The 23,376-nt window shown below is 67.3% G+C and carries 18 protein-coding genes; 12 read left to right on the top strand and 6 right to left on the bottom strand.

Going from position 1 to position 23,376, the window contains the following annotated elements; all coding sequences use genetic code 11:
• The first annotated feature begins 43 nt into the window (after positions 1-43).
• Complete coding sequence (locus ACRYJK_RS04925; RefSeq protein ID WP_482666436.1) at positions 44-715, top strand: glutathione S-transferase family protein; 672 nt, start codon at positions 44-46, stop codon at positions 713-715.
• Positions 716-718: 3 nt separating this feature from the next.
• Here the strand turns inward: ACRYJK_RS04925 and ACRYJK_RS04930 are convergent, their stop codons facing one another.
• Both ACRYJK_RS04930 and ubiG read right to left on the bottom strand, forming a co-directional pair.
• On the bottom strand, positions 719-913 hold the full coding sequence (locus ACRYJK_RS04930) for a hypothetical protein (RefSeq protein WP_482666437.1): 195 nt from the start codon (positions 911-913) through the stop codon (positions 719-721).
• 95 nt (positions 914-1,008) lie between these two features.
• Positions 1,009-1,746, bottom strand: a complete 738-nt coding sequence (ubiG, locus tag ACRYJK_RS04935) for a bifunctional 2-polyprenyl-6-hydroxyphenol methylase/3-demethylubiquinol 3-O-methyltransferase UbiG (protein WP_482666438.1) — start codon at positions 1,744-1,746, stop codon at positions 1,009-1,011.
• Positions 1,747-1,873: 127 nt separating this feature from the next.
• Between ubiG and ACRYJK_RS04940 the strand changes: the two genes are divergently transcribed.
• A complete protein-coding gene (locus ACRYJK_RS04940; RefSeq protein WP_482666439.1) occupies positions 1,874-3,130 on the top strand; it encodes an aspartate kinase in 1,257 nt (418 codons plus the stop codon).
• A 48-nt stretch (positions 3,131-3,178) separates the two neighbouring features.
• Here ACRYJK_RS04940 and ACRYJK_RS04945 read toward each other — a convergent pair whose 3' ends face one another.
• Positions 3,179-3,547, bottom strand: a complete 369-nt coding sequence (locus ACRYJK_RS04945; protein ID WP_482666440.1) for a UrcA family protein — start codon at positions 3,545-3,547, stop codon at positions 3,179-3,181.
• 221 nt (positions 3,548-3,768) lie between these two features.
• Between ACRYJK_RS04945 and ACRYJK_RS04950 the strand changes: the two genes are divergently transcribed.
• The 8 genes from ACRYJK_RS04950 to ACRYJK_RS04985 all read left to right on the top strand — a co-directional run bounded on the left by ACRYJK_RS04950 (position 3,769) and on the right by ACRYJK_RS04985 (position 13,989).
• The gene (locus ACRYJK_RS04950) at positions 3,769-4,746 is read left to right on the top strand and encodes an NAD(P)H-dependent flavin oxidoreductase (RefSeq protein ID WP_482667398.1); all 978 of its coding nucleotides are present in this window, start codon (positions 3,769-3,771) and stop codon (positions 4,744-4,746) included.
• Between the two features lie 96 nt (positions 4,747-4,842).
• Positions 4,843-5,817, top strand: a complete 975-nt coding sequence (locus ACRYJK_RS04955) for a hypothetical protein (RefSeq protein ID WP_482666441.1) — start codon at positions 4,843-4,845, stop codon at positions 5,815-5,817.
• 79 nt (positions 5,818-5,896) lie between these two features.
• Positions 5,897-8,185: a phosphoenolpyruvate--protein phosphotransferase gene (gene ptsP / locus ACRYJK_RS04960; RefSeq protein ID WP_482666442.1), complete on the top strand. Its 2,289-nt coding sequence runs from the start codon at positions 5,897-5,899 to the stop codon at positions 8,183-8,185.
• Positions 8,186-8,308: 123 nt separating this feature from the next.
• On the top strand, positions 8,309-9,244 hold the full coding sequence (locus ACRYJK_RS04965; protein ID WP_482666443.1) for a helix-turn-helix domain-containing protein: 936 nt from the start codon (positions 8,309-8,311) through the stop codon (positions 9,242-9,244).
• An 18-nt stretch (positions 9,245-9,262) separates the two neighbouring features.
• Positions 9,263-10,219 carry a tetratricopeptide repeat protein gene (locus ACRYJK_RS04970; RefSeq protein WP_482666444.1) on the top strand — a complete coding sequence of 319 codons (957 nt, stop codon included), beginning with the start codon at positions 9,263-9,265 and terminating at the stop codon, positions 10,217-10,219.
• The gene (gene tilS, locus ACRYJK_RS04975) at positions 10,200-11,159 is read left to right on the top strand and encodes a tRNA lysidine(34) synthetase TilS (RefSeq protein WP_482666445.1); all 960 of its coding nucleotides are present in this window, start codon (positions 10,200-10,202) and stop codon (positions 11,157-11,159) included. The genes ACRYJK_RS04970 and tilS overlap by 20 nt, the downstream gene beginning before the upstream one ends.
• Positions 11,160-11,303: 144 nt before the next feature.
• Positions 11,304-13,187, top strand: a complete 1,884-nt coding sequence (gene ftsH / locus ACRYJK_RS04980; RefSeq protein WP_482667399.1) for an ATP-dependent zinc metalloprotease FtsH — start codon at positions 11,304-11,306, stop codon at positions 13,185-13,187.
• Between the two features lie 223 nt (positions 13,188-13,410).
• Positions 13,411-13,989 carry an outer membrane protein gene (locus ACRYJK_RS04985; protein ID WP_482666446.1) on the top strand — a complete coding sequence of 193 codons (579 nt, stop codon included), beginning with the start codon at positions 13,411-13,413 and terminating at the stop codon, positions 13,987-13,989.
• A gap of 103 nt (positions 13,990-14,092) precedes the next feature.
• On the opposite strand, the gene ACRYJK_RS04990 is transcribed toward ACRYJK_RS04985, so the two are convergent.
• Positions 14,093-16,774: a TonB-dependent receptor gene (locus ACRYJK_RS04990; protein ID WP_482666447.1), complete on the bottom strand. Its 2,682-nt coding sequence runs from the start codon at positions 16,772-16,774 to the stop codon at positions 14,093-14,095.
• 388 nt (positions 16,775-17,162) lie between these two features.
• On the opposite strand from ACRYJK_RS04990, the gene ACRYJK_RS04995 reads away from it, so the two are divergent.
• On the top strand, positions 17,163-20,174 hold the full coding sequence (locus ACRYJK_RS04995; RefSeq protein WP_482666448.1) for a TonB-dependent receptor: 3,012 nt from the start codon (positions 17,163-17,165) through the stop codon (positions 20,172-20,174).
• Between the two features lie 55 nt (positions 20,175-20,229).
• On the opposite strand, the gene ACRYJK_RS05000 is transcribed toward ACRYJK_RS04995, so the two are convergent.
• On the bottom strand, positions 20,230-20,439 hold the full coding sequence (locus tag ACRYJK_RS05000; RefSeq protein ID WP_482666449.1) for a DUF1674 domain-containing protein: 210 nt from the start codon (positions 20,437-20,439) through the stop codon (positions 20,230-20,232).
• 29 nt (positions 20,440-20,468) lie between these two features.
• Between ACRYJK_RS05000 and ACRYJK_RS05005 the strand changes: the two genes are divergently transcribed.
• Positions 20,469-21,791, top strand: coding sequence for an RsmB/NOP family class I SAM-dependent RNA methyltransferase (locus ACRYJK_RS05005; RefSeq protein WP_482666450.1), 1,323 nt, complete (start codon positions 20,469-20,471; stop codon positions 21,789-21,791).
• Here the strand turns inward: ACRYJK_RS05005 and ACRYJK_RS05010 are convergent.
• On the bottom strand, positions 21,788-23,308 hold the full coding sequence (locus ACRYJK_RS05010) for a replicative DNA helicase (protein WP_482666451.1): 1,521 nt from the start codon (positions 23,306-23,308) through the stop codon (positions 21,788-21,790). The genes ACRYJK_RS05005 and ACRYJK_RS05010 overlap by 4 nt on opposite strands.
• Positions 23,309-23,376 lie beyond the last annotated feature (68 nt).

A 23,376-nucleotide genomic window follows, 5' to 3' on the forward strand; every position in this document is an offset into this window, starting at 1 on the left:
CGGCCCTTCCCTATGCGCGGCGCCGGCGGCTATGGCGGCGGGGATGTGGCACCTCTACCAATTCCCCCTCTGTCCCTTTTCCCGCAAAGTCCGCCTGATGATGGGCGAAAAGGGCATCGCGTACGAGGCGGTCACCGAATATCCCTGGGAGCGGCGGGCGGCGTTTCGCGACATCAATCCGGCCGCTTCGACCCCGGCGCTGACCGACCCCGATCGTGGGCTGAGCCTCGCCGAGTCGACTGCAATCTGCGAATATTTCGAGGAAGTCGAACCCTCCCGTCCCCTCTACGCCGGCAGCGCGGCGCAGCGGGCAGAAATTCGTCGGCTGATCGCGTGGTTCGACCGCAAATTCTACAATGAGGTCGGTGCGCTTCTGCTTCAGGAAAAGATGATCAAGCGGCTGTTCCTGCGCCAACCCCCGGACGCAACGCTGCTTCGTCATGCGATGCGCGGCGCGACCGAGCATCTCGACATGCTCGGCGGGTTGCTCGACGAACATCGCTGGATCGCGGGCGCGACGCTGTCGATGGCCGATCTTGCCGCAGCGGCGCACCTATCGGTCGCCGACTATCTCGGCGGCATCGACTGGTCGGGCCATGACACGGTGCAGGACTGGTATGCGGCGCTGAAAAGTCGCCCGAGCTTCCGCCCGCTGCTCGACGAACGCATGGGGACGTTGCTGCCCCCCGCGCACTACGCCGACGTCAATTTCTGAGCCTTAGTCCGCGGTCGCGCGCTCGATCGCCGGTGCGGCCTTCAATTTGGCGGCGCGACGGCGAGCCAGCACGCCTTCGGCATGCCAAGCATCCGCTGCGGCGGTCGCCACCTCGCGCACGCGCTCCAGCGGGGAGGCGGCGGCACGATCCCGGTGGATCCGCTCCTGCGTGTCGCACAGGTCAATCGAGGGCTGCATCCGGTCGCTCCGTCTGACGACGCCGCGCCAAGCATCCATAAACCGCGCCGCCCCTATATAGGGGCGCGGCGCTCGAATGTAACCGCACAGGCGGATCAGGCCCGGCCGAGCGTCATCAGATAGTTGAGCGCAACGCTGCCGCCAGTACGGAACCCGCCGCGGGAGAGATCGAAGTTGAGCCCGGTCACGTCGCTCACCTCGAGCCCCGCCGTGCGGGCCAGCGCGGTGACTTCCTCGGGCGTCAGAAAGCGGGACCAGTCATGCGTGCCGCGTGGAACCGCGCCGGTCATCTCCGCCGCGCCGACGACGATGGCGCGGCTGGCACTGGTCCGGTTGGGCGTCGACAACACCATCACGCCCCCCGGCGCCAGCCGACGGGCCAGCGCTTCGAGAAAGCGGCCCGGGTGGTCGACATGCTCGATCACCTCAAGCGCGGTTACCAGGTCGAAGGTGCCGAGTTCTTCCCCAACCGCCGCATCGGTGATGTCCGCGCGGCGATAGTCGATCGCCAGCCCTGCCCCCACCGCGTGAGCGCTCGCGATGGCGATGGTTTCGTCCGCGGCGTCGATGCCGGTGACGCTCGCGCCCATGCGGGCCAGCGGCTCGGTCAGCAGGCCCGCACCGCAGCCCACATCCAGCGCGCGTTTCCCGGCGAGCGGGCGGCGCACGTCGGGTTCCATCCCCCACGCGCGCTCCAGCGCAGCACGAATGTAGGCGAGCCGGGGCGGATTGAGCCGATGCAGCATCGCCGAACTGCCCTTGGGGTCCCACCAGTCGGCGGCGAGACGGCCGAAATGTTCGGCTTCGGACGAGCGGATCGATGAGGCGGACATGGAGCCTCGCTTAGCGCAGATGCGATGTCCTTTCCTACTGCCATCGTGACGTCCGGCTTGCCAAGCGGGGGCGGGACCGCCAGAGCCGCGCGCGACGTCCGGCGAGGAGGGGGCAGCGGCAGCGACGATGGCGCGTATCGTGATGAAGTTCGGCGGAACGTCGATGGCCGGAACCGAGCGTATCCGCACGGTCGCCGCGCTCGTTCAGCGCGAGGCGCAGGCGGGCAACGAGGTCGCCGTAGTGGTGTCCGCTATGACCGGCGAAACCGACCGCCTCGTCGCCTTCTGCCGCGATGCCAACCCGCGTTTCGACCCCGCCGAATATGATGTCGTCGTCTCGTCGGGCGAGCAGGTCACGTCCGGGCTGCTTGCGCTCACGCTGCAGGGTCAGGGACAGCCGGCACGCAGCTGGCTGGGCTGGCAATTGCCGGTGGCGACCGAAGGCACCCATGCCAAGGCGCGCATCGCCGACATCGACACCGCCGCCATGCGCGAGCGAATGAAGGCGGGCGAGGTCGCCGTCGTCCCGGGCTTTCAGGGCATGATGGCCAACGGCCGCGTCTCGACGCTCGGGCGGGGCGGGTCGGACACGAGCGCGGTTGCGCTCGCCGCTGCGCTCGAAGCGGACCGCTGCGATATCTACACCGATGTCGACGGGGTTTACACGACCGACCCGCGCATCGTCGCCCGGGCGCGCAAGCTCAGCCACGTCACTTATGAAGAGATGCTGGAGCTCGCCAGTGTCGGGGCCAAGGTGCTGCAGACGCGGTCGGTGGGCCTCGCCATGAAGATGGGCGTACGGGTGCAGGTTCTGTCCAGCTTCGTCGAGCCGGGGCGGGCGCCCACTCCCGGCACGCTTATCGTCAGCGATACGGAAATCGAGGAACTCAGCGTGGAACGTCAGGTCATCACCGGCATCGCCTACGACAAGAACGAGGCGAAGGTCATCCTCACGCGGGTCGAGGATCAGCCCGGCGCGGTCGCCAAGATTTTCGCGCCGCTCGCCGAAGCCGCGATCAACGTCGACATGATCATCCAGAACGTCGGGCGCGAGAAGGGCGAGACGGACGTCACCTTCACCGTGCCTCGCGCCGATCTCGCCAAAGCGCTGGAAATCCTCGAGGCCGAGCGGGAACGCATCGGCTACAACCGCCTCCTCCACGAAAGCGGCATTGCCAAGGTGTCGGTGGTGGGTGTTGGCATGAAAAGCCACGCCGGCGTCGCGGCGACGATGTTCGAGGCGCTCGCCGCACGCGGGATCAATATTCAGGCGATCTCGACCAGCGAGATCAAGATCAGCGTGCTGATCGAGGAGGATTATACCGAACTGGCGGTGCGCGTCCTCCACTCGGCGTACGGCCTCGACGCCGACGACGGCAACTGACGGCGAAGGGCCGGGGCACGGCGCCCCGGCTCCCCGCCGCCAAACAGGTCAGAACGACCGGATCCCGAGGTCGGCCCGCCGATTGAGACCGGCGCGGCGCGAACGGCCACCTTCGATCAGCGCCAGCAGCGCCGGCGCGCGTACCTGACGCGCGATCTCCGCCATCGCGTCGCTGCGGCAACGCGCCTCGGCGACCATGTCCTGAATGCGCCGCGCGCCCGGCGTGTAGCAATGGACGCGGACCGCGCGATCGATGACGCGGTGCGCGCGCTCGGCTCCGGCGCTGTCGTCGAGCGGGTGACTCGACAGATCGATCGTGGTGCGGCCTTCGCCGTCGACAGTGGAGGTCCCAGCCGCAGCGACGCTAGGCATGAAAGCCAGCGCAGCGGCGCAGGCGGTGACGGTCAGCTTGCTCATCTATCGTCTCCTCGACAAGCGCGCGGCGGGGAGAGCCCTGTATGTGTGGCGCTGCCGCACGGCCCTCTGGCGGCCGATCGCTGCAATCGCGTGCTGCTTTTGCGACAGACGAGTGACGTTACGGAATTGGTCGATAATCGATCGTCCTTGCGGATAGCCCGTCGAGCCTTCATGGCAACGCGATGCTCGACCGAAACGATTTTCCGACCCTTACCGCGGCGATGGACCGCGGGATTCGTTTCCTCGGCTCCGAACTCGCCATCATGTGCGGAGCGATGTCGTGGGTCAGCGAGCGCAACCTTGTCGCTGCGGTCAGCAACGCGGGCGGCTTCGGCCTCATCGCCTGTGGCGCGATGACCCCGGCGCTCCTCGACGCAGAGATCGCCGCGACCAAGGCGCTCACCCGTCGGCCATTCGGCGTCAACCTCATCACCATGCACCCCGAACTGGGCGCGCTGATCGATGTGTGCGCGCGCCACCACGTCAGCCACATCGTTCTCGCCGGCGGCCTGCCGCCCAAGGGCAGCATCGAACAGATCAAGGAGAGCGGCGCGCGGCTGGTGTGCTTTGCGCCCACGGTCGCGCTCGGCAAGAAACTGCAGCGATCGGGCGTCGACGCGCTGATCATCGAAGGGTCCGAGGCGGGCGGACACATCGGGCCGGTGTCGACGAGCGTGCTCGCGCAGGAAATCCTGCCGTCACTCGCAAAGGACATCCCGGTCTTCGTCGCCGGCGGCATCGGCACGGGGGCGGCCATTGCGGCCTATCTCGACATGGGCGCGGTCGGCGTTCAGCTCGGTACCCGCTTCGTGTGCGCGACGGAGAGCGTCGCCCATCCCAATTTCAAGCGCGCCTTCATTCGCGCGTCGGCGCGCGACGCGGTGGCGAGCGTTCAGATCGACCCGCGCCTCCCCGTCATCCCGGTGCGTGCGCTGCGCAACGCAGGCTGCGACGCGTTCACCGCCAAGCAACGCGAGGTCGCGCAATCGCTCGACGAAGGAGCGCTGGCGATGACGGAGGCCCAACTGCAGATCGAACATTATTGGGCTGGTGCGCTGCGCCGCGCGGTCATCGACGGCGACATCGAACATGGCAGCGTGATGGCGGGTCAGTCGGTCGGGCTGGTGACGCGCGAGGAGCCCGCGGCGGACATCATCTTGGAGCTGGCCCGCGATGCCGAAGCGGCGCTGCGTCATTGATCGACGGCAGCTTTTGGACAGTCTGACGTCGCGCCATTGACTTTGTGCGCGGCTCGATTCAGCCCTGCACGCGACCGAGTTGCGGAGAGACAAATCGTGATGCTGACCCCCGAACATGACGTGCGCCTGCGCCGTTTCGCGAAGCTGGCGATGGCCGGTGGCGCCACCCTGGCGCTCGCCGCCTGCGCGGCCAAACCCCCGCCCCCACCCCCGCCGCCGCCGCCGCCGGTCGTCGTGGCTCCGCCCCCGCCGCCGCCGCGCCCCTATCCGCCGAACAGTTCGGCGCCGAACCTCCTGATCCCGTCGCTCGATGCCGCCGGCCGTCGCTTGACGCCGAACGTCGATCTCACGCCCGCGCAGGCGTTGTGGCAGCTGCGGATCGCGCTCAACGTCGCGGCGCTCAATTGCCGCGGCCTGGGCTATGAGACGCTGATCCCCGATTATTCGAAGTTTCTGACCAACAACCGTCGTGAGATCGCGGCGGCGGAGCGCACGGTGATCGCCGATCAGCGCAAGCTCAATGGTGGCAACGGCATTTCGCAGCGCGATGCCCTGTCGACGCGGCTCTATAATTATTTCGCGCAGCCGCCGGTGCTCGCGTCCTTCTGCCCGACGGCGGTGCGCGTGGCGAGCGCCGCCGCAACCGAGCCGCGGGCGAATATCCTCAGCTTCGCGTCGCTGCGGCTGACGGAGGTCGATCAGCCGTTCGTGACCTTTTACAATGACTACGCCCGCTATCAGGCGGACCTGGCCGACTGGATCAGCCGCTACGCGCCGCAGCCGGCGACCGCGCCGGTGGCGACGGGCGCGCCGGTCGATGCGACCCTCGTGACGACGCCGCCGACGACGAGCGCCCCGCTCGCCGTGCCCGCGCCGACGCTGCCGCCGCAGCAGCCGACGGCGGGGCTGCCGACGCCTTCAGTCGGGACGCCGACGGTTCCGCTGCCTCAGCCCCAACCGCTGCCGGAGCCGTTGCCTCAGCCAACGATCCAGCCGCTTCCCCAGCCGCAGCCGGTGCCGCAGACGACCGTGCCCGTCCCGCCGGGCACCACCACGCCGCAGGCACGGTAGAGATGTCGCCCCCGCCCGGCAGCCGGACGAGCTCCGGCTGGCGGCGGGGGGCTCCCTCTGCTAGGCGCGGGATCGCTTCATGACGACGCCCCCGCCCCCCAGCTCGGCCGCGCGCGCCGCGCGCGAGATTCTGCGCAACCTCAACGCGGTGATGGCCGCCGACAGCCCGGCGCAGGCCAAGCTCAACCACACCGTCCAGCTCATCGGCGAAGCGCTCGATAGCGAGGTGTGCTCGGTCTACCTCCTGCGCGACGGGTTGCTCGAACTGTTTGCGACGCGCGGCCTCAACCAGAGCGCGGTGCATGTGACGAAGCTCGCGCTGGGCGAAGGGCTGGTCGGAACGATCGCCCGCAACATCGAAACGATGAACCTCGCCCAGGCGGCGGCGCACCCCGACTACGCCTATCGTCCCGAAACGGGCGAGGAGCGGTTCGCGAGCTTTGCGGGCGTGCCGATCATCCGCAAGGAACGCAGCGTCGGCGTGCTCGCGGTGCAGCATGCCGAACCGCGCGGCTATGACGAAATCGAGATCGAGGCGCTTCAGACGGTGGCGCTGGTGCTGTCGGAGCTGATCGCCAACGCGCAGCTGATCGACCCGCATGACGCGGACGCCGCGGCGACGGACACGGCCGCGCTGGAACGCGGCGGCCTGCGCCTGGTCGACGGCATGGCCAAGGGCGTCGCCGTCTTTCACCAGCCGCGCGTCACCATCGAACATACGCTCGCCGACGACATCGAGGTCGAGCGCGCGCGCGTCTATCACGCCTTCACCAAGATGCGCGATCAGATCGACCGCATGGCGAGCCAGGCCGAATTCGGCGTTGGCGGCGAGATCGACGAGGTCATCGAAACCTATCGCATGTTCGCCTACGATGAAGGCTGGTCGCGGCGGATCAACGAGGCGATCGACAGCGGGCTGACTGCGGAAGCGGCGATCGAGCGCGTGCAGCAGCGCACGCGCATGCGGATGCGGCAGATCGACGATCCGCTGCTGCGCGATCGCATGCACGACCTCGAGGATCTGTCGAACCGGCTGATCCGAATCGTCTCCGGCCAGATCGGCACCGCCGCGCAGAGCGGCCTGCGCCAGGATTCGATCCTCATCGCGCGCAACCTCGGGCCGGCGGAGCTGCTGGAATATGATCGACGGCGATTGAAGGGCGTGATCCTCGAGGAAGGGTCGCTCACCGCGCACGTAACCATCGTCGCGCGCGCCATGGGTGTGCCCGTGCTCGGGCGGGTCCGCGACATCCGCAATCGCACCAACGAAGGCGACCTGCTCCTTCTCGACGTGCCCTCGGCGATCGTTCACATTCGCCCGGAACGCGCCGTTCTCGACGCGTTCGAGGCACGGCTGAGCCAGAGCGCGGCACGTCGCGAGCGTGTCGCCGCGCTGCGCGACGTCCCGCCGGTGACCCGCGACGGGCAGCGGATTACGCTGATGGTCAACGCCGGTCTGCGTGAAGACCTGACCGCGGTCGACCTGACCGGCGCCGACGGTATCGGCCTGTTCCGCACCGAATTTCAGTTTCTCGTGTCGGCCACCCTCCCGCAACGCGAGCGTCAGCAGCGGCTGTATCGCGACGTTCTCGACGGCGTGCACGGCAAGCCGGTCGTCTTTCGCACGGTCGACATCGGCGGCGACAAGGCCCTTCCCTATCTCTCGCAGCAGCAGGACCGGGAGGAAAATCCCGCCATGGGCTGGCGCGCGCTGCGGCTTGCGCTGTCGCGTGAGGCGCTGCTCAAGGTGCAAGCCCGCGCGCTGCTCGAGGCGGCGGCGGGACGCACGCTCGACGTGATGTTCCCGCTCGTCAGCGAACCGTGGGAATTCGAGGCGGCACGGGCGATGTTCGAGGAGCAGCGTGCGTTTCTCGCAGGCCGTGGCCGCAAGCTGCCGGCAAACATCCACTATGGTGTGATGCTGGAAGTGCCCGCGCTGGCCGAGATGCTCGACGTCCTGCTGCCGCGCGTCGATTTCTTGTCGGTGGGGACCAACGATCTGACGCAGTTTCTCTTCGCCGCCGATCGCGCCGACCCGCGTCTTGCCGAACGCTATGACTGGCTCTCGCCGGCAATCCTGCGCTTTCTGCGGCGCGTGGTGCGGGCGTGCGACGCGGCGGGCGTGCCGGTCGCGGTGTGTGGGGAGATGGGCGGTCGCCCGCTCGAGGCGATCGCGCTGTTGGCGATCGGCGTACGCCGCCTTTCGATCACCCCGGCCGGCGTCGGCCAGGTGAAAGCGATGGTGCGCAGCCTCGACCTTGCCCCGCTGGCGACCGAGATGGAGCAGTGGCTCGACGAGGGACGCGCCGACATTCGTCTCGCGCTCCAGCAGCGGGCCGACGAACGCGGCGTCGATCTCGGCGCCTGACGTCACCAGCCGCGCGGCGTGTCAGCGCCCGCTTTACACGTCGCACCGCTTTTTGCTTGTCTGCGCATGCTGATGTACGCCGACAGCGCGCGACCGACCGTTACCGATGGAATTCAAACGCGAATGAGCGAAGCCGATCCCCAAATCCCCGAAGAGTCGACCGCACCCCAGCAGATCGGCGACCGGCTGCGCGCTGCGAGAGAGGCGCGCGGACTCTCGCTTGCCGAAATGGCGGAGCGCACCAAGGTCAATCAGCGAATGCTGTCGGCGATCGAGCGGCACGCGCTCGATGAAATGCCGGTCGGACCCTATGCCGCGGGCTTCGCGAGGGCCTATGCGCGCGAACTCGGACTCGATGAACAGGCTGCCGCGAGCGAGATGCGGAGCGCGATGGATTCGCGCAACCAAATCGCGCTGCGACCTGCCCCGATCTTTGAGCCTGCCGACGAAAACCGCGTCCCGACGGGCCGGTTCGCGTTGAACGCGGCGATCGCGGGCGCAGTCCTGCTGGCGGCCTATTTCGGCTATCAATGGTGGGCCAACCGCCCTGCGACGACCGAAGCGGAAGCAGTGGAGACGACGCAGGCGTCCACCGATGCCCCGGCAGCCTCCCCCGGTGGCCTTGCAGCCGCGCCGACCCCTGCCCCGGTCGATCCCGCGACGGCCGCACGCTTTGCCGGCCCGCTCCGCATTGCCGCCACCGAACGCGCGTGGTTCAGCCTGGAGGACGTCAACGGTCGCAGCGTGTTCGATCTCAGCCTCGCGCCAGGCGAGTTCTACACCGTGCGCGAGGCGCAACGATCGCTCAAGCTGCGGACCAACAATCCCGCCGGGCTGCGGCTAGTGGTTGGTGACAACCGGCTCCCCCTCGGTACCGGCAGCGTCGCGTCGGGCGTCGGACTTGATGCGGCATCGCTCGCGCAGCGCGCGGCGCAGACGGGATCGGCGGCAGCGTCGGTTCAGGTAGGGACCACTACGCCGACGGTCATTGCACCTGACATGAGCGTTTCGCCGGACGCCGCGCCGGGCGTGCGCCCCACGCCGAACAGCGCTTTCTAAGAGGAAGACAGGACCAGCATGACCCGCCGCCCGATTGCCTTTGCCACCGCCGCGCTGATGCTCGGCACCTCCGTTCCGGTCGTCGCGCAGACCGCCGACCCGGCGGAGGCGGCACGACGGATCGACCGGCTCGAGCGCGAATTGCGCGCAGTGCAGCGGCGCGTGTTTCCCGGCGGCGAGGGCGGTCTTGTCCAGCCGCAGAGCGGCCCCCCGCCGGCAACCCCGGCGTCCGTCGGAACGGCGGCGTCGGTGGACCTCGCGCCACGGCTCGATGCGATCGAAGCGTCGCTGACGCGCCTCACTGGCGAGGTCGAGCAAATCTCCTTTCGTCAGCGCGAGCAGCAGGGCGCAATCGAGCGACTCCGGGCGGATTTGACGGCGCGCGGTGCGACCGGCACCGACAGCGGGACCAATGTCGTGCCGAGCCCCGCGCCGGTCGGAGCCACGCTCACGCCGACGCCCACGTCAACGCCGGCTCCCGCGCCGACCAGGGCGAGCACGCCAGCGGCCGCCGCCCCCGCCCCCACCGCTGCCAGCAACGCCGCGCGTCGCGCGCGCGTGGCGGCGATCGAAGTGCCCGCATCGGGCAATGCCGGAGAGGACGCGTACCTCTACGGCTATCGCCTGTGGGAAGCGCGTCTTTATCCGGAAGCGCAGGCGCAGCTGCAGACCGTGCTGACCCGCTATCCGACGCATCGCCGCGCGAGTTATGCGGGCAACCTCCTCGGTCGCGCCTATCTCGACAACGGGCAGCCGACGCTCGCGGTGCGCGCGCTGTACGACAATTTCCGCGAACGTCCGCGCGGCGAGCGGGCCGGGGAATCGCTCTACTATATGGGGATGGCGCTGATCGCGCTGAACCGTAAGCCCGACGCCTGCCGGACCTTCACGGAGTTCGACACGAACTTCGGCACGACCGCGAGCGCGGCGTTGAAGGCGCAGGTGGCAGCGGCACGTGGCCAGGCGAGCTGCTGAGCCACTCAACGCCGAGTATCTCCGCCGTCACGTTACGGCCCTGATCGGCGAAGCGGCGAGCGTTCGAGACCGTTTCGGCATCGCTGTGTCCGGCGGCGGCGACAGTGTCGCGCTGCTCGCCCTGGCGGCGCACGCCTTTCCCGGACGGGTGGAGGCCGCAACGGTCGACCATGGGCTACGCCCGGAGGCTCAGGCTGAGGCAAATGCCGTCGCGGTACTAGCGGCGACGCTAGATATGCCGCACGTGACGCTGCGCCCGGGAAAGCGCCTCGAACGCGGAGATCAGGCAACCGCACGCGCGGCACGGTACACGCTGCTCGATGGCTGGCGGGCCGAGCGAGGCCTCGACTGGGTCATGACCGCGCACCATGCCGACGATCAGCTGGAAACGATGCTGATGCGCCTCGCGCGCGGCAGCGGTGTTGACGGGCTCTCCGGCATTCGGGCCCGCAGCGGTCACCTGCTGCGTCCCCTCCTGGGGCGGCGCCACGCGGAACTGACGCACTACTGCGCGGAGCATGGACTCGCCTGGTGCGAGGATCCGAGCAACGTCGACGAACGCCACGATCGCGCCCGTTTCCGCGCAGCGATTGCGCGGCTCGATGGCCTGATCGATCCGGTCAGTGCGACCCGCAGTGCAAGCGCGGCCGCCGCCGCCGCGCAGGCGCTCGACTGGGTGACGCAGGAACTCGCGCGCGAGCGGCGCAAGCGACGCGAATCGACGATCGAACTCAACGTCACAGAACTGCCCGACGAACTCGTCCTGCGGCTTTTCAAAAGCGCGCTCGGCGAGCCTTCGCCCCGCGGCGAAACGCTGGAGGCTGCGATTGCCACGCTGCGCTCGGGGCGGCGCACGACGCTCGGCCAGTTCATCGTCGATCCGATCGACGCTGCGGGGCGCTGGCGGTTAACCCTGGCGCCACCGCGCGCTGCTAAATAGGGGGCGCGTTGTCTTGTGGGGGGGCGGGACCCCTCCTACATTTCGTGCGTCACAAGCGCGCCCGGCGGGGCGCTCCGGAGAGCAAGCAGCGTGAACGATCCCAAGCCGAATTCGAAGCCTCCTGCGGGATGGGCGAAGACGCTGATGATCTGGTCGGGGATCATCCTCGCGGTGCTGATGGTCACTCAGCTGATGGGGGGCAATGCTCGCACCGCCAACGCGATGCCCTATTCGGAATTCAAGACGCGGCTCGCTGCGGGCGAAGTGAAGAGCGTGGTGCTCAGCGACACCCGGATCACGGGCAAACTTGCCGATGACAAGGAATTCACCGCCAACCGCGTCGGCGACACCGAGCTCATCAAGGCGCTGCAGGATCGCGGGGTCGAATTCGACGGCGCGCCGCAGAGCCAGCCGTCGATGCTGCTGTGGATGTTCGCCCAGATTGTGCCGTTCCTGCTGTTCTTCGCGATCGGCTACTTCATCTTCAAGCAGGTGCAGAAAAACTCCGGCGGCGGCGCGATGGGCTTTGGCAAGTCCAAGGCGAAGCTGCTGACCGAAAAGCAGGGCCGCGTCACCTTCGACGATGTCGCCGGCATCGAGGAAGCGCGTGAGGAACTGCAAGAGATCGTCGAGTTCCTGAAGGACCCGAGCAAGTTCAGCCGCTTGGGCGGGTCGATCCCCAAGGGCGCGCTGCTGGTCGGCTCCCCCGGGACGGGCAAGACGCTGCTGGCCCGCGCAATCGCAGGTGAAGCGGGCGTGCCGTTCTTCACCATTTCGGGCTCCGACTTCGTGGAAATGTTCGTCGGCGTCGGTGCCAGCCGCGTGCGCGACATGTTCGAGCAGGCGAAAAAGTCCGCGCCGTGCATCGTGTTCATCGACGAAATCGACGCCGTCGGTCGGCACCGTGGCGCCGGCCTCGGCAATGGCAATGACGAGCGTGAACAGACGCTCAACCAGCTCCTCGTGGAGATGGACGGGTTCGAGGCCAACGAAGGCATCATCATCATCGCGGCAACCAACCGCCCCGACGTGCTCGATCCGGCGCTGCTTCGTCCGGGCCGTTTCGACCGCCAGGTCGTGGTGCCGCGTCCCGACATCGAGGGCCGCGTCAAGATTCTCGAGGTGCACAGCCGCACCAAGCCGCTCGCGCCCGATGTCGACCTGCGGCGCATCGCGCGAGGCACCCCGGGCTTTTCCGGCGCGGACCTCGCCAACCTTGCGAACGAAGCGGCGCTCCTCGCCGCGCGGAAAGGCAAGCGCCTGATCGCCTCGGCCGAGTTCGAGGAAGCCAAGGACAAGGTCATGATGGGCGCAGAGCGCCGCTCGATGGTGATGACCGAGGAAGAAAAGAAGGTCACCGCCTATCATGAGGCGGGTCACGCGCTGGTATCGCTGCATGTCGAGGGCTGCGATCCGCTGCACAAGGTGACGATCATCCCGCGCGGCCGCGCGCTGGGCGTGACCTGGAACCTGCCCGAACGCGACCGATTCAACATGAGCATGAAGCAGATGAAGGCGCGCCTTGCGCTGGCCTTTGGCGGACGCATTGCGGAACAGCTCATCTACGGTGAGGACGAACTCAACACCGGCGCGTCGAACGACATTCAGCAGGCGACCGATATGGCTCGCGCGATGGTCATGGAATATGGCATGTCGGACAAGCTTGGCTGGCTGCGCTATCGCGACAACCAGGACGAGGTTTTCCTCGGCCACAGCGTTAGTCGTGCGCAGCACATGTCCGAGCGCACCGCACAGCTGATCGACGAGGAGGTGCGCCGTCTCATTGAGGAGGCGGAGGGTCAGACGCGCCAGGTGCTGAGCGACCATATCGACGAGCTTCATCGGCTCGCCGAGGCGCTGCTCGAATATGAGACGCTGTCGGGCGAGGAAGCGCGCTTGGTCATTGCCGGTGGTGGGGTCGATCGTCCGAGCGATCCCAAGGCTGGTGAGCCGCGGGCGATCGACGGCCACGTCGGCTCGGTTCCGCAGGTCCGCCGTCAGCCCCGGCTCGGCGCGACCCCAGCCTGATCGCTCGACCTGGATGAAACGCCACGGCTGTTCACGTCAGTGACAGAAACCGTGACGCTTTCGTCACAGTCGCGCTTTTGTTCGAAACTTCTCTGGAAAACTGGCAACCGCATCCCAAATCGTCGGTTGTGAAGGCATCGCGCAGATCGGAGCATAATCCGGGTGCGTGGACAGCGAGGAACAGTCCGCGCTGAGTATAGAAACGAAAGAGGCTCTCCCCACCATGAAGAAATTTGCATTTCTTGCAGCTGCGGCGGTTGCCGCGACCCTGCCGACTGTCGCTTCGGCGCAGGAAACTGCGCCCGACGGTTCGCCGGCGTTCGGTTTTGAGCCCTATGTCGCTGTGACCGGCGGCTACAACAGCTATGATCGCGACGCCTACGGTGTTCCGGCCTATGGCAACGGTGGCCGTTACGAAGGTGCCTTCATCGAAGGCGCGCTTGGCGCGAACATTCCGCTCGGTCCGATCGTGGCCGGGGTGGAAGGCAACGTCGCCAAGGGCATCAACGGTGACATCGACTGGCGCTACGGCGTGGCGGGTCGTCTCGGCGTGCGCGCCGGCGACAGCGGCCTCGTTTACGGCAAGGCCGGGTACGAGTGGACCAACTTCAACCGCGGCGCGGCGTCGGTCACCGGCGGCGACTTCGGTCAGGAAGTCTATGGTCTCGGCGTCGAAGTCGGTCCGCGTGACATCGGGCTCGGCGGCGTGAGCACCAACTCGGGTGTCCGCATCCGCCTGGAAGCGAACACCGGCGACTTCCAGACGATCCGTCCGCAGGCGGGCGTGGTGTTCCACTTCTGATCGGAACCGATCGCTAAAGAAAAGGGCCTCCCGAGCGATCGGGAGGCCCTTTTCATATTGGGGTCGGAAGGGGGCGCCGCCCCCCTCCCCTTCCCCCCTCGGCTCAGAAAGTGAAGCGCGCGGCAACACCGTAGGTGCGCGGCTGGTTGGGATAGCCGCTGAAACTTTCGTTCTGTGCCACCGACGGAAAGACCGTCGTCAGATAGCGGCTATCGAGCAGGTTGCGGCCCCACAGCGACAACTCGAGCCCGTTGGTCAGGCCGAGGATCACCGCGGCATTGAGATTGTCGATCTCCCGGCTGACGTTCGGGACATTCTCGGCTACCTGCACCTGGCTTTCGTAGCTGTAATCCGCACGGAAGGTCAGGGTCGAACCGCCGGCGAATTCATGGACATATGCACCGCCGAGGCTGAAGCCCAGCTGCGGAATCCCCGCCGGGGTCGCGCCCGACAGGTCGAGTTGAGGCCCGCCCTGCTGCGGAGTGGGCAGGCCGGGGATGGCGATGCCGGTGCTGACAAAGCTGTCGTATTTCGGATCGAGGTAGGTCACGGCCAAGGTGATCGTCAGCGGATCGATCGGCCGCACCGACCCGTCGAACTCGATACCGCGGACCGACTGCTGCCCGGCGTTCGCCAGCGCGAAGCCGGTGCCGGTGAAGATGTTCGACTGGAAGCCCTTCAGCTTCTGGTCGAACAGCGCGATGTTGAACGCGACGCGGTCGAACTGCGCCTTGAGGCCGAGTTCGATAACTTCCGCCTCTTCAGGGCCGGCAAAGCGCGAGCCGGTGCTGAGATTAGGCACCGCCAGCCCCGCCGCGCGGATCGGCGAGGATGCCGGATTGGTGACCGGCGAACCGGGAATGAAATCGCCAGCAAAGGGCCTCGAGTCTCGCGAGAGGTTGAAGCTGCTCGCTTTGAAGCCCGTGGCGTAGGTCGCGTAGACATTGACGTTGTCGGTCAGATCGTACGCGGCGCGAATGGTGTAGCTAAGATTGTCGTCGTTGGTGCGCCCGTCCTCGACCGCATTCGGGAAGTTGAGGAACGGCGGCAGGAACTGCAGCGGACGGAGCCCGAGTAGCGGGTTCACCGCCGGGTTGGCGGCATTGGCATTGCCGAACGCGGTTGCGCCAGCCTGCACCTGTGCGAAGCCCGCCGGATTCGCAGCGGCAAAGGCGGCGATCTGCTGCGCGTTGGCGGCACCGGGCAAGCGGAGGAGCTGGCCGACGGTGGTCGCAATGCCCTGATTGATGATCGCCTGACGTCCGATGGCGGTCAGGTCGAGACCCGAGAACACGTCGGTCGAACGCACGTCCGATCGGACCTGCTTGCGATCCTCGGTGTAGCTCAACCCCAGCGTCAGGGTCAGCCGGTCGGTGACGTCGAAATCGACGGTGCCAAACAGCGAGAAGGCTTCGTTCGAATAGTCGAACGTGCCGAACAGCCCCTGCCCCGCCGCGAACAATGTTCCGTTGGGAACACCGAGCAGTGTCTCGAGCGCAGGAACGCTCGACGCCCCGTTGGTCTGCGACTGGATCAGGAGGTTGGCGTAGGGACGGAAAGCCGTGCCGTAGGACAGCGCGTCGGTCGTAGTGATGTCTTCGTTGAAATAGAAGCCGCCGACGAGGAAGTTCAGCGGGCCGTCGAAGTCCGACGCCAGCCGCAATTCCTGCGTAAAGGTCTGGATGTCGAGCGCGTTGCGGTTTTGACCGATCAGATCGGCACTGGTGAAGTCGCTGTCCTGGTTCGTACGGCTGCGCACTTCACGATAGGCGGTGATCGACGTCAGCGTCATCGGCCCGAATTCATAGTCGGCCTGCCCCGACACGCCCCAGTTGCGGATGTCGTTTTCGGAGACGAAGTTGTTGTAGACTTCGTAGCTGTACGGGTTCTGCGGATCGATGCGCCCGCCCACCGCGAACACGGCCGCGCCGGTCGGTCCGTTGATGATGTTGGCGGCGATGCAGCAATTTTCGTCGATCTGGTCGATGTCGCCGATCAGGCGCAGCTTGAAGCGGTCCGACGGCTCCCACAGCAGCTGCCCGCGGAAGCCATAGCGGTTGCGGTCATTGAAATCGGTGTTGAGATTGAGGTCCTGCGCGTACCCGTCGCGGCGGTTGTAGTTGCCGTAGAGGCTGAACGCGAGCGTGTCGCTGATCGGCCCGGTGACATCGGCGCGCGCGACGATGGCATTGTAATTGCCGTAGCTGAGCTCGGCGTGGCCGCCCCAGTCGAACTGCGGCTCCTGCGTCACGATCGAGATGATGCCCGCGCTGGCGTTCTTGCCGAACAGCGTCGACTGCGGGCCGCGCAGCACTTCGATGCGGCGGATGTTGGGCAGGTCGCCGATTTGCGCGGCGGAACGCGAGCGATAGACGCCGTCGATGAACACGCCGACCGACGGTTCGATGCCGGCGTTGTTGGCGCCATTGCCGAAACCACGAATGATGAAATTGGTGTTCGCGCTTGACTGGAGCTGCGCCACACGGAGTGAGGGCACGAGCGACTGCACGTCGATCAGGTCGCGCGCCTGCGCTTGCTGAAGCGTTTCCGCCGTGGCGACCGAAACCGCGATCGGCGTGTCCTGCAGCGTCGCTTCGCGCTTGGACGCGGTCACGATGATGTCGTTGCCCGCGTCGTTGCTCTGGTCATCGGCCTGATCCTGCGCCTGCGCGCCCGTCGGCGGAGTGTTGCCCGGCGGGGGAACCGCCGCGTCCTGGGAAAAGGCAGGCGTGGCAATCGCCAGCGCAATCAGGCTGGCGCCGTGCCGCACGGGATAAAATTTCATCGAGCTCATCTCCAAACAGACCGCTGCGTCTCAGGATGCGATGGTCCTGGTGCATTGGCGCCCATCTCTGGCGCGCTCCCCGATTTCGTCAACGGCGCAAAAACCGGTCGGTAGATCGACAGCCCGGTCCGTGGCAGAAAAGTCACTACTCTAGGAACGCTGCATCATACCGACGTTTCGACGGCCGTCCCGAACGGGCAGTCTTTTCTGGATTGACGACCATCTCGATAGCTCGCAAACCCGGCGCAGCGACCACGGCCATCAGATCGTGTGCGTCGGCGGAGCCTGTGTGACCGGGCTGCGACCATCTCCCCGCCCCGACGGCGCCTCCGCGCCGGACGACGTGCACTCCGGCGCCCGCGCGGCCGGAGCAGAAGGGGAGATGATCATGCGGACCATTTGGACAGCGAGCCGACAGTTCAGCGGCGCATCGCTACTGGCGCTCGCGCTTTCCTCCCCGGGGCTGGCGCAGACGACCGATGCCAATGCGACCGGCGATCCTGTCAGCGCCGCCGAAGCGCAACAGGCGACGCCGCCCGAGGACCAGGCGGGCGATATCATTGTCACCGCACAGCGTTCTTCACAGCGACTGCAGGATGTCCCGATCGCCGTCAGTGCCTTCTCGGCGCAAAATCTTGAGCAGCAGCAGATCCGCAATACGTCCGACCTTCAGCTGTCGCTGCCGAACATCACCTTTTCCAAAGGCAATTTTACCGGCGCCAGCTTTACCATTCGCGGCATCGGCGACCTGTGCGTCGGGGTCAGCTGCGACAGCGCAACCGCGATCCACATGAACGACGCGCCGCTGTTTTCCACGCGCATTTTCGAGACCGAGTTTTTCGACCTCGAACGGGTCGAGGTGCTGCGCGGACCACAGGGCACGTTGTTCGGTCGCAATGCGACATCCGGGGTGATCAACTTCATCACCGCCCGCCCGGACCCCGACGCCTTCGGCGCGGCCGGCGAATTCGAATATGGCAATTACAACAGCATCAAAGCGCGCGGGATGGTCAATGTGCCCATCGGCGACAACGCGGCGATCAGGGTCGCGGGCATTTACCTCAATCGCGATGGTTACACCCGCAACCTCTACGACAACACGCGGATGGACGGCCGCGACCTGTTCGGGGTGCGCGGGTCGTTCCGCTGGGAGCCGAGCGATCGCACCACCATCGACCTGATGGGATATTATTTCCGCGAGAACGACGATCGGATGCGAATCACGCGCCAGCTGTGCCAGCGCGACCCGACGGGGGTGCTCGGCTGCCTCAACCAGTCGCGCGATGCGCAGGTGACGAACGGCAATTCGACGGTCGCTGCGGTGCTGACCAGTCGTGAGTTCTTCGCCATCCGCGGCATCCCGACCGCCTTCGCGCTGGGCAGCCTCTACGGCACCGACGTTTACGCCAACTCGGTCAACCCCAGCGACGTGCGCGAGGTCAACACCGACTATCCGTCGCTCTATTACGCCGACGAAATGATCTTTCAGGCGTCGCTTCGCCAGGATCTGGGCAACGGCCTGTCGGTGCGACTGCTCGGTAACTATCAGGAAACCGGCGTCGACAGCAGCCAAGACTATAATCTGTCCGTGCAGAACCGTGCGCTGGCGACTCCCGGCCTGACCGTACTCGCGGGCGCTGCGGCGGGGGCGATCCCCGGCCTTCCCGCCGCCTATTTCCGGCCGATCGCACAGGCGCTGATCCCGGGCGGGCCGGGTGGTCAGCTCTGCACGTCCGCGGCCGAGCCGACCAACACCGGCGCGTTCGGCGGCAGTGCGGTATGCGCGCAGACGCCGCTCGATTTCGACCGGTCCAATGCGTACACCCGCAGCTGGTCAGCCGAGGGGCTGATATCGTCGGACTGGGATGGGCCGTTCAACTTCCTCGTAGGCGGCATCTACAGCTGGCTGCGTCTCACCGAGAACAGCTATTATGTGAACGCTTTCCAGCTCGACTATGCGGCCGGGCTGCTGGGGGCGTTCAGCGCGTTCACCAATCCCCCCGCGGCGGGTGGGCCGCTGCCGCCATCGTTCCTCGCATCGCCCTTCTACCGCAACAACACCAACAATTTCCTCGCAACGAGTTACGGGCTGTTCGGCGAAGCCTATGTCGACCTCGCCGATCGGCTGAAGCTGACGCTCGGCGTGCGGTACAATAACGACCACAAGGAGATCAGCGCCCGCACGACGCTGGCGAGTTTCCTGACGCCGTTCGGGACCAGCCCTGCCGACGCGTCGCCATATCTGGGCGCATTCGATGCCGACCCGGCGACCGCCGGCAATCAGCCGTTCCAGGTGCGCGAGGCGAATTTCGACGCGATCACCGGGCGGGCGGTCCTCGACTTCCAGGTGACGCCCGACAACCTCCTCTACGTCAGCTATTCGCGAGGGTATAAATCGGGAGGTATCAATCCGCCGCTGTCGCCGATCTTTGCCGTGGCCGAAAGTTTCGAGCCGGAGTCGGTCGACGCATTCGAGATCGGCTCCAAGAACACGTTCGGCGGGCTGCAGCTCAACCTCACCGGTTTCTATTACCGCTACAACGGTTTGCAGCTGTCGCGCATCGTCGCGCGAACGTCGGTCAACGACAATGTCAGCGCCAACATCTGGGGCGTCGAGGCGGAGGCGATCATCCAGCCGACGCGCGACATGCTGGTCAACCTCGGCTTCTCCTACCTCAATACCGAGGTGTCGGAGGACAAATTCCTGCCTAATCCGCGTGACCCGGGCGGCGGCCGCGCGGATGCGGTGATCATTAAGGACATCACCAACGCGTCCCACTGCGCGGTCGCCTCGCGCGCGGGCAGCGTCGCCGGCGTCAACGGCTTCGTCACGCAGATCAACAACCTGATCAACGCCGGCGCCATCCCCGGTGTCTCACCCGGCGCAGGCCTGCGCGGTCCGCAACCCTTTGGCCCGACCAGCGGCATCGCCTCGACCGGCGCGTTCAGCATCTGTGCGGCGCTGCAAGCCACCGCCGCGACCGTCGGGCCGGCGTTCGGCGGCATTGAATTCTATGGCGCAGGCGTGCCGGTGAACATCCGCGGCAATCAACTGCCGCAGGCGCCGACGGTGAAATGGAGCGCGGGCGCCCAGTACACCTTCCGCTTCGATAACGAGATGACGCTCGTGCCCCGCGTCGACGTAACCTACACCGGCGACAGCTACGGCAACATCTTCAACGGCAACGTCAACCGGATCGAAGGCTATGCCCAGGCCAATGCGCAGGTCCAGCTCAACGGCCCGTCGAGCCGCTGGTACGCGCGTGCATTCATCCAGAACATCTTTGACAGCAACGCCACGACCGGGCTCTACGTCACCGACGCGACGTCGGGGAACTTCACTAACATCTTCACGCTGGAGCCGCGCCGCTACGGGGTGGCGGTCGGCTTCCGTTTCTAGACAACCGCATGAGAAGTGCCCGTCGGGAGATTCGCCGACGGGCACTTGCGGTGCCTCAGAAATCGATCGCGATGCCCTTTTTCTCCCAGTCGCCGTAGCGGACCGGGTCGGGACGGCCCTTTTCCGCGCGCCCTTCGTAGGTCACTGTCCGGGGCGCGGGCGGGGGGCTGGACGTCCAATGCGCGGGCGCGCTGACGCCCGGCGGGCGGCGCGTGGCGCGCGGCGTCGTCGCACGCGCGTCACGGTCGGGGGTGGGCTTGTCCATGCAAGCGATATAGGGCCGCGGGATACGCAATGCCATCGCGACGCCCCCCTCCCCCGCACCGCCGTTCGACACGCCCGGCGACGAACGAACTTGACGCGCCAGGCGTCCCGGCACGCGCAGCGGCGCTTCGCCTGCTCGACGCGGTATTTCGCCGGGCCGAGCCGCTCGATGCCGCGAGCCCCAATGTGCTGCGTGCCCTCGCGCCCAACGACCGTGCCCTCGCCGTCGCGATCGCCACCGAAGTGTGCCGCCACGCGGTGTCGCTCGACGCACTGATCGACGCCCAGACACGCGAGCCGCTCGGCCACGACCTCAAGGTGCGACAGGCGCTGCGGATCGCGCTGGTGCAGGCGCTCGGCCTGCGCGTCGCGGAACATGCGGCAATCGCGACGGTGCTGCCGCTGCTGAGCGGCGGGCCGCGCCGCCTGCTTCATGGCGTGTTCGGCGCGGTGTTGCGCAGCGGCGTGACGCTCCCGCCGGTGCCTGAGCTGCCGCTCGCCGTTGCCGAACGGTGGGAGGCGGCGTGGGGGGCGGAAGCATGCCGCGCCATCGCCGCCGCGCTCGCCGCGCCACCGCCGCTCGACCTCAGCTTGCGCGATGCGAGCGAAACCTCGGCTTGGGCAGAGCGCCTTGGCGCGACCAGCGTGGCGCCAGGCCATCTCCGGCTCCCGCGCGGGAGGGCGGTGGTCGATCTGCCCGGCTTTGGTGACGGAGCGTGGTGGGTGCAGGACCTCGCCGCATCGCTGCCTGCGCGGCTGCTGGGCGACGGGGGCGGACGGCGGGTGCTCGACGTGGGGGCGGCGCCGGGGGGCAAGACGATGCAGCTCGCGGCCGCGGGGTGGCAGGTCACCGCGCTCGATGCATCGGCACGCCGCGCGCAGCGGCTGCGCGACAACCTCACGCGCGTGGGGCTCGACGCGGAGGTGGTCGTCGGCGACGGGCGCGCGCTGCCGCCGGACCGGCAGTACGACGCCGTGCTGCTCGATGCGCCGTGCAGCGCAACCGGGATCGCGCGTCGCCATCCCGACGTGCTCCACCGCATCGACGCACGCGACATTGACGACCGCGCGGCCTTGCAGGTGGAGCTGATCGACGCAGCCGCGAGGGCAGTGCGGCCAGGCGGACGTCTCGTCTTTGCGACCTGCAGCCTCGAACCCGAAGAAGGCGAAGCACAGCTCGAGCGCTTCCTCGCAGCGCATAACGACTGGCGGCTGGCCCCGGTCACCGCCGACGAACTGCCCGCGGGTCTCGCGCCGACGGCCGACGGAGCGGTCCGCACCCTGCCCTCCATGCTGGCGGAGGTGGGCGGGCTCGACGGCTTCTTCATCGCCCGGCTGGAGCGCGCGGGCTAGTCGTCCTCGTACGCGCCGTAGCGGTCGTCGGCGAGGTCGCTGAACTTCGTCACCCGCGCTTCGAAGTGCAGACGGACCTTGCCGGTCGCGCCGTGCCGCTGCTTGGCGACGATCAATTCGGCGAGGCCCTGCACGCGTTCGAGCTCCGCCGCCCATTTGGCGTGGTCGTCGAACACCTTGGCATCGTCGCCATCGACCGGCCGCTTGGGTTCGCGCGAGTTGACGTAATATTCCTCGCGGAACAGGAACAGTACCATGTCCGCGTCCTGCTCAATCGAGCCGGATTCGCGCAAGTCGGCGAGCTGCGGGCGCTTGTCCTCACGGCTTTCGACCGCGCGGCTCAGCTGCGACAGCGCCAGCACCGGCACGTTCAGCTCCTTCGCCAGCGTCTTAAGGCCGCGGCTGATTTCGGAAATTTCCTGGACGCGGTTGTCGCCCGACCGGCTCGCACCCTGCAGCAGCTGGAGATAATCGACGATGACCAGCCCGATCCCGTGCCGCCGATGCAGCCGGCGTGCGCGGGTGCGCAGGCCCGCGATGGTCAGCGCGGGCGTATCGTCGATAAACAGCGGCATCGACTGCAATCGCGCCGCGGCATCCGCCAGCCGATCGAAGTCGCCGTGGCTGATCTTGCCCATGCGCAGCGCTTCGGAACTGATGTTCGCCTGTTCGGCAAGGATACGCGTGGCGAGCTGGTCGGCGCTCATTTCGAGGCTGAAGAACACCGCCTTGGCGCCCATGTTCTTTTCGGGCGGGATGCCGTCGGCCTCGTCGCGCATCCAGCGGTCGGCCGCAGCATAGGCGATGTTGGTCGCGAGCGAGGTCTTGGCCATGCCCGGACGCCCGCCGAGGATAAGCAGGTCCGACGCGTGCAGCCCGCCGATCTTGGCGTTGACCGAAGCGAGGCCCGTGGTGACGCCCGACAGCGACCCGCCGCTGTTCAGCGCCTTCTCGACGTTCGCGAGCGCCACCGACGCCGCCGCGCCGAGGCTGCGCGCCTGACCGAGTTCGGTATCGCCGCCCGCGACGCGGTAAAGCGCGGTCTCCGCCTCCTCGATCTGCGTGTGCGGGTCGATGCTGTCGCGCGTGTCGGTTGCACGGTCGACCAGCTCCCGCCCCACGCCGATGAGCGCGCGAAGCAGCGCGAGATCGTGGATCTGCCGGGCGAGGTCACGCGCACCGATCAGTCCGGCCGCGCTGCCCGTCAGCTGCGCCAGCCAGCCCGGCCCGCCGAGCGCACGCATCCCCTCGTCCGCCTCGAAATAGACTTTGAGCGTGACCGGGTTGGCGACCCGGTTGTCGCTGACGAGCACGCTGATCCGCTCGAACAGTCGCTGGTGAAGCGGCTCGAAAAAATGCTGCGGCTCGAGCGGGACGGGCAGGTCCTCGAGCACACGATTGTCGATCATGCACGCGCCGAGGAAGGCCGCCTCCGCCTCCAGATTCGCGGGCAGCGTCGGGGTCGCCGGCTCCGCCGCAGCGGTCTGGTTTGCGGGAATCGGAAGAGCGGCGGCCATGTCGCGACCCTCACGCGCCCAGCCGCGCGCCGTCAAGTTCGCCGCATCGCAAAGCTGTGGATATCCGC

The organism is Sphingomonas sp. BLHR8, from assembly GCF_056821725.1.

Excerpts from the sequence above, each read along its gene's own strand:
- ACRYJK_RS04965 (WP_482666443.1), top strand. The coding sequence starts at position 8,309 with ATGAGCGAAGCCGATCCCCAAATCCCCGAAGAGTCGACCGCACCCCAG.
- ACRYJK_RS05010 (WP_482666451.1), bottom strand. The coding sequence starts at position 23,308 with ATGGCCGCCGCTCTTCCGATTCCCGCAAACCAGACCGCTGCGGCGGAG.
- ACRYJK_RS04930 (WP_482666437.1), bottom strand. The coding sequence starts at position 913 with ATGCAGCCCTCGATTGACCTGTGCGACACGCAGGAGCGGATCCACCGG.
- ACRYJK_RS04950 (WP_482667398.1), top strand. The coding sequence starts at position 3,769 with ATGGACCGCGGGATTCGTTTCCTCGGCTCCGAACTCGCCATCATGTGC.
- ACRYJK_RS04990 (WP_482666447.1), bottom strand. The coding sequence starts at position 16,774 with ATGAAATTTTATCCCGTGCGGCACGGCGCCAGCCTGATTGCGCTGGCG.
- ptsP (WP_482666442.1), top strand. The coding sequence starts at position 5,897 with ATGACGACGCCCCCGCCCCCCAGCTCGGCCGCGCGCGCCGCGCGCGAG.
- ACRYJK_RS04995 (WP_482666448.1), top strand. The coding sequence starts at position 17,163 with ATGCGGACCATTTGGACAGCGAGCCGACAGTTCAGCGGCGCATCGCTA.
- ACRYJK_RS04940 (WP_482666439.1), top strand. The coding sequence starts at position 1,874 with ATGGCGCGTATCGTGATGAAGTTCGGCGGAACGTCGATGGCCGGAACC.
- ACRYJK_RS04925 (WP_482666436.1), top strand. The coding sequence starts at position 44 with ATGTGGCACCTCTACCAATTCCCCCTCTGTCCCTTTTCCCGCAAAGTC.
- ACRYJK_RS04945 (WP_482666440.1), bottom strand. The coding sequence starts at position 3,547 with ATGAGCAAGCTGACCGTCACCGCCTGCGCCGCTGCGCTGGCTTTCATG.
- ACRYJK_RS05005 (WP_482666450.1), top strand. The coding sequence starts at position 20,469 with ATGCCATCGCGACGCCCCCCTCCCCCGCACCGCCGTTCGACACGCCCG.
- ACRYJK_RS04970 (WP_482666444.1), top strand. The coding sequence starts at position 9,263 with ATGACCCGCCGCCCGATTGCCTTTGCCACCGCCGCGCTGATGCTCGGC.
- ACRYJK_RS05000 (WP_482666449.1), bottom strand. The coding sequence starts at position 20,439 with ATGGACAAGCCCACCCCCGACCGTGACGCGCGTGCGACGACGCCGCGC.
- ubiG (WP_482666438.1), bottom strand. The coding sequence starts at position 1,746 with ATGTCCGCCTCATCGATCCGCTCGTCCGAAGCCGAACATTTCGGCCGT.
- ftsH (WP_482667399.1), top strand. The coding sequence starts at position 11,304 with ATGATCTGGTCGGGGATCATCCTCGCGGTGCTGATGGTCACTCAGCTG.
- ACRYJK_RS04985 (WP_482666446.1), top strand. The coding sequence starts at position 13,411 with ATGAAGAAATTTGCATTTCTTGCAGCTGCGGCGGTTGCCGCGACCCTG.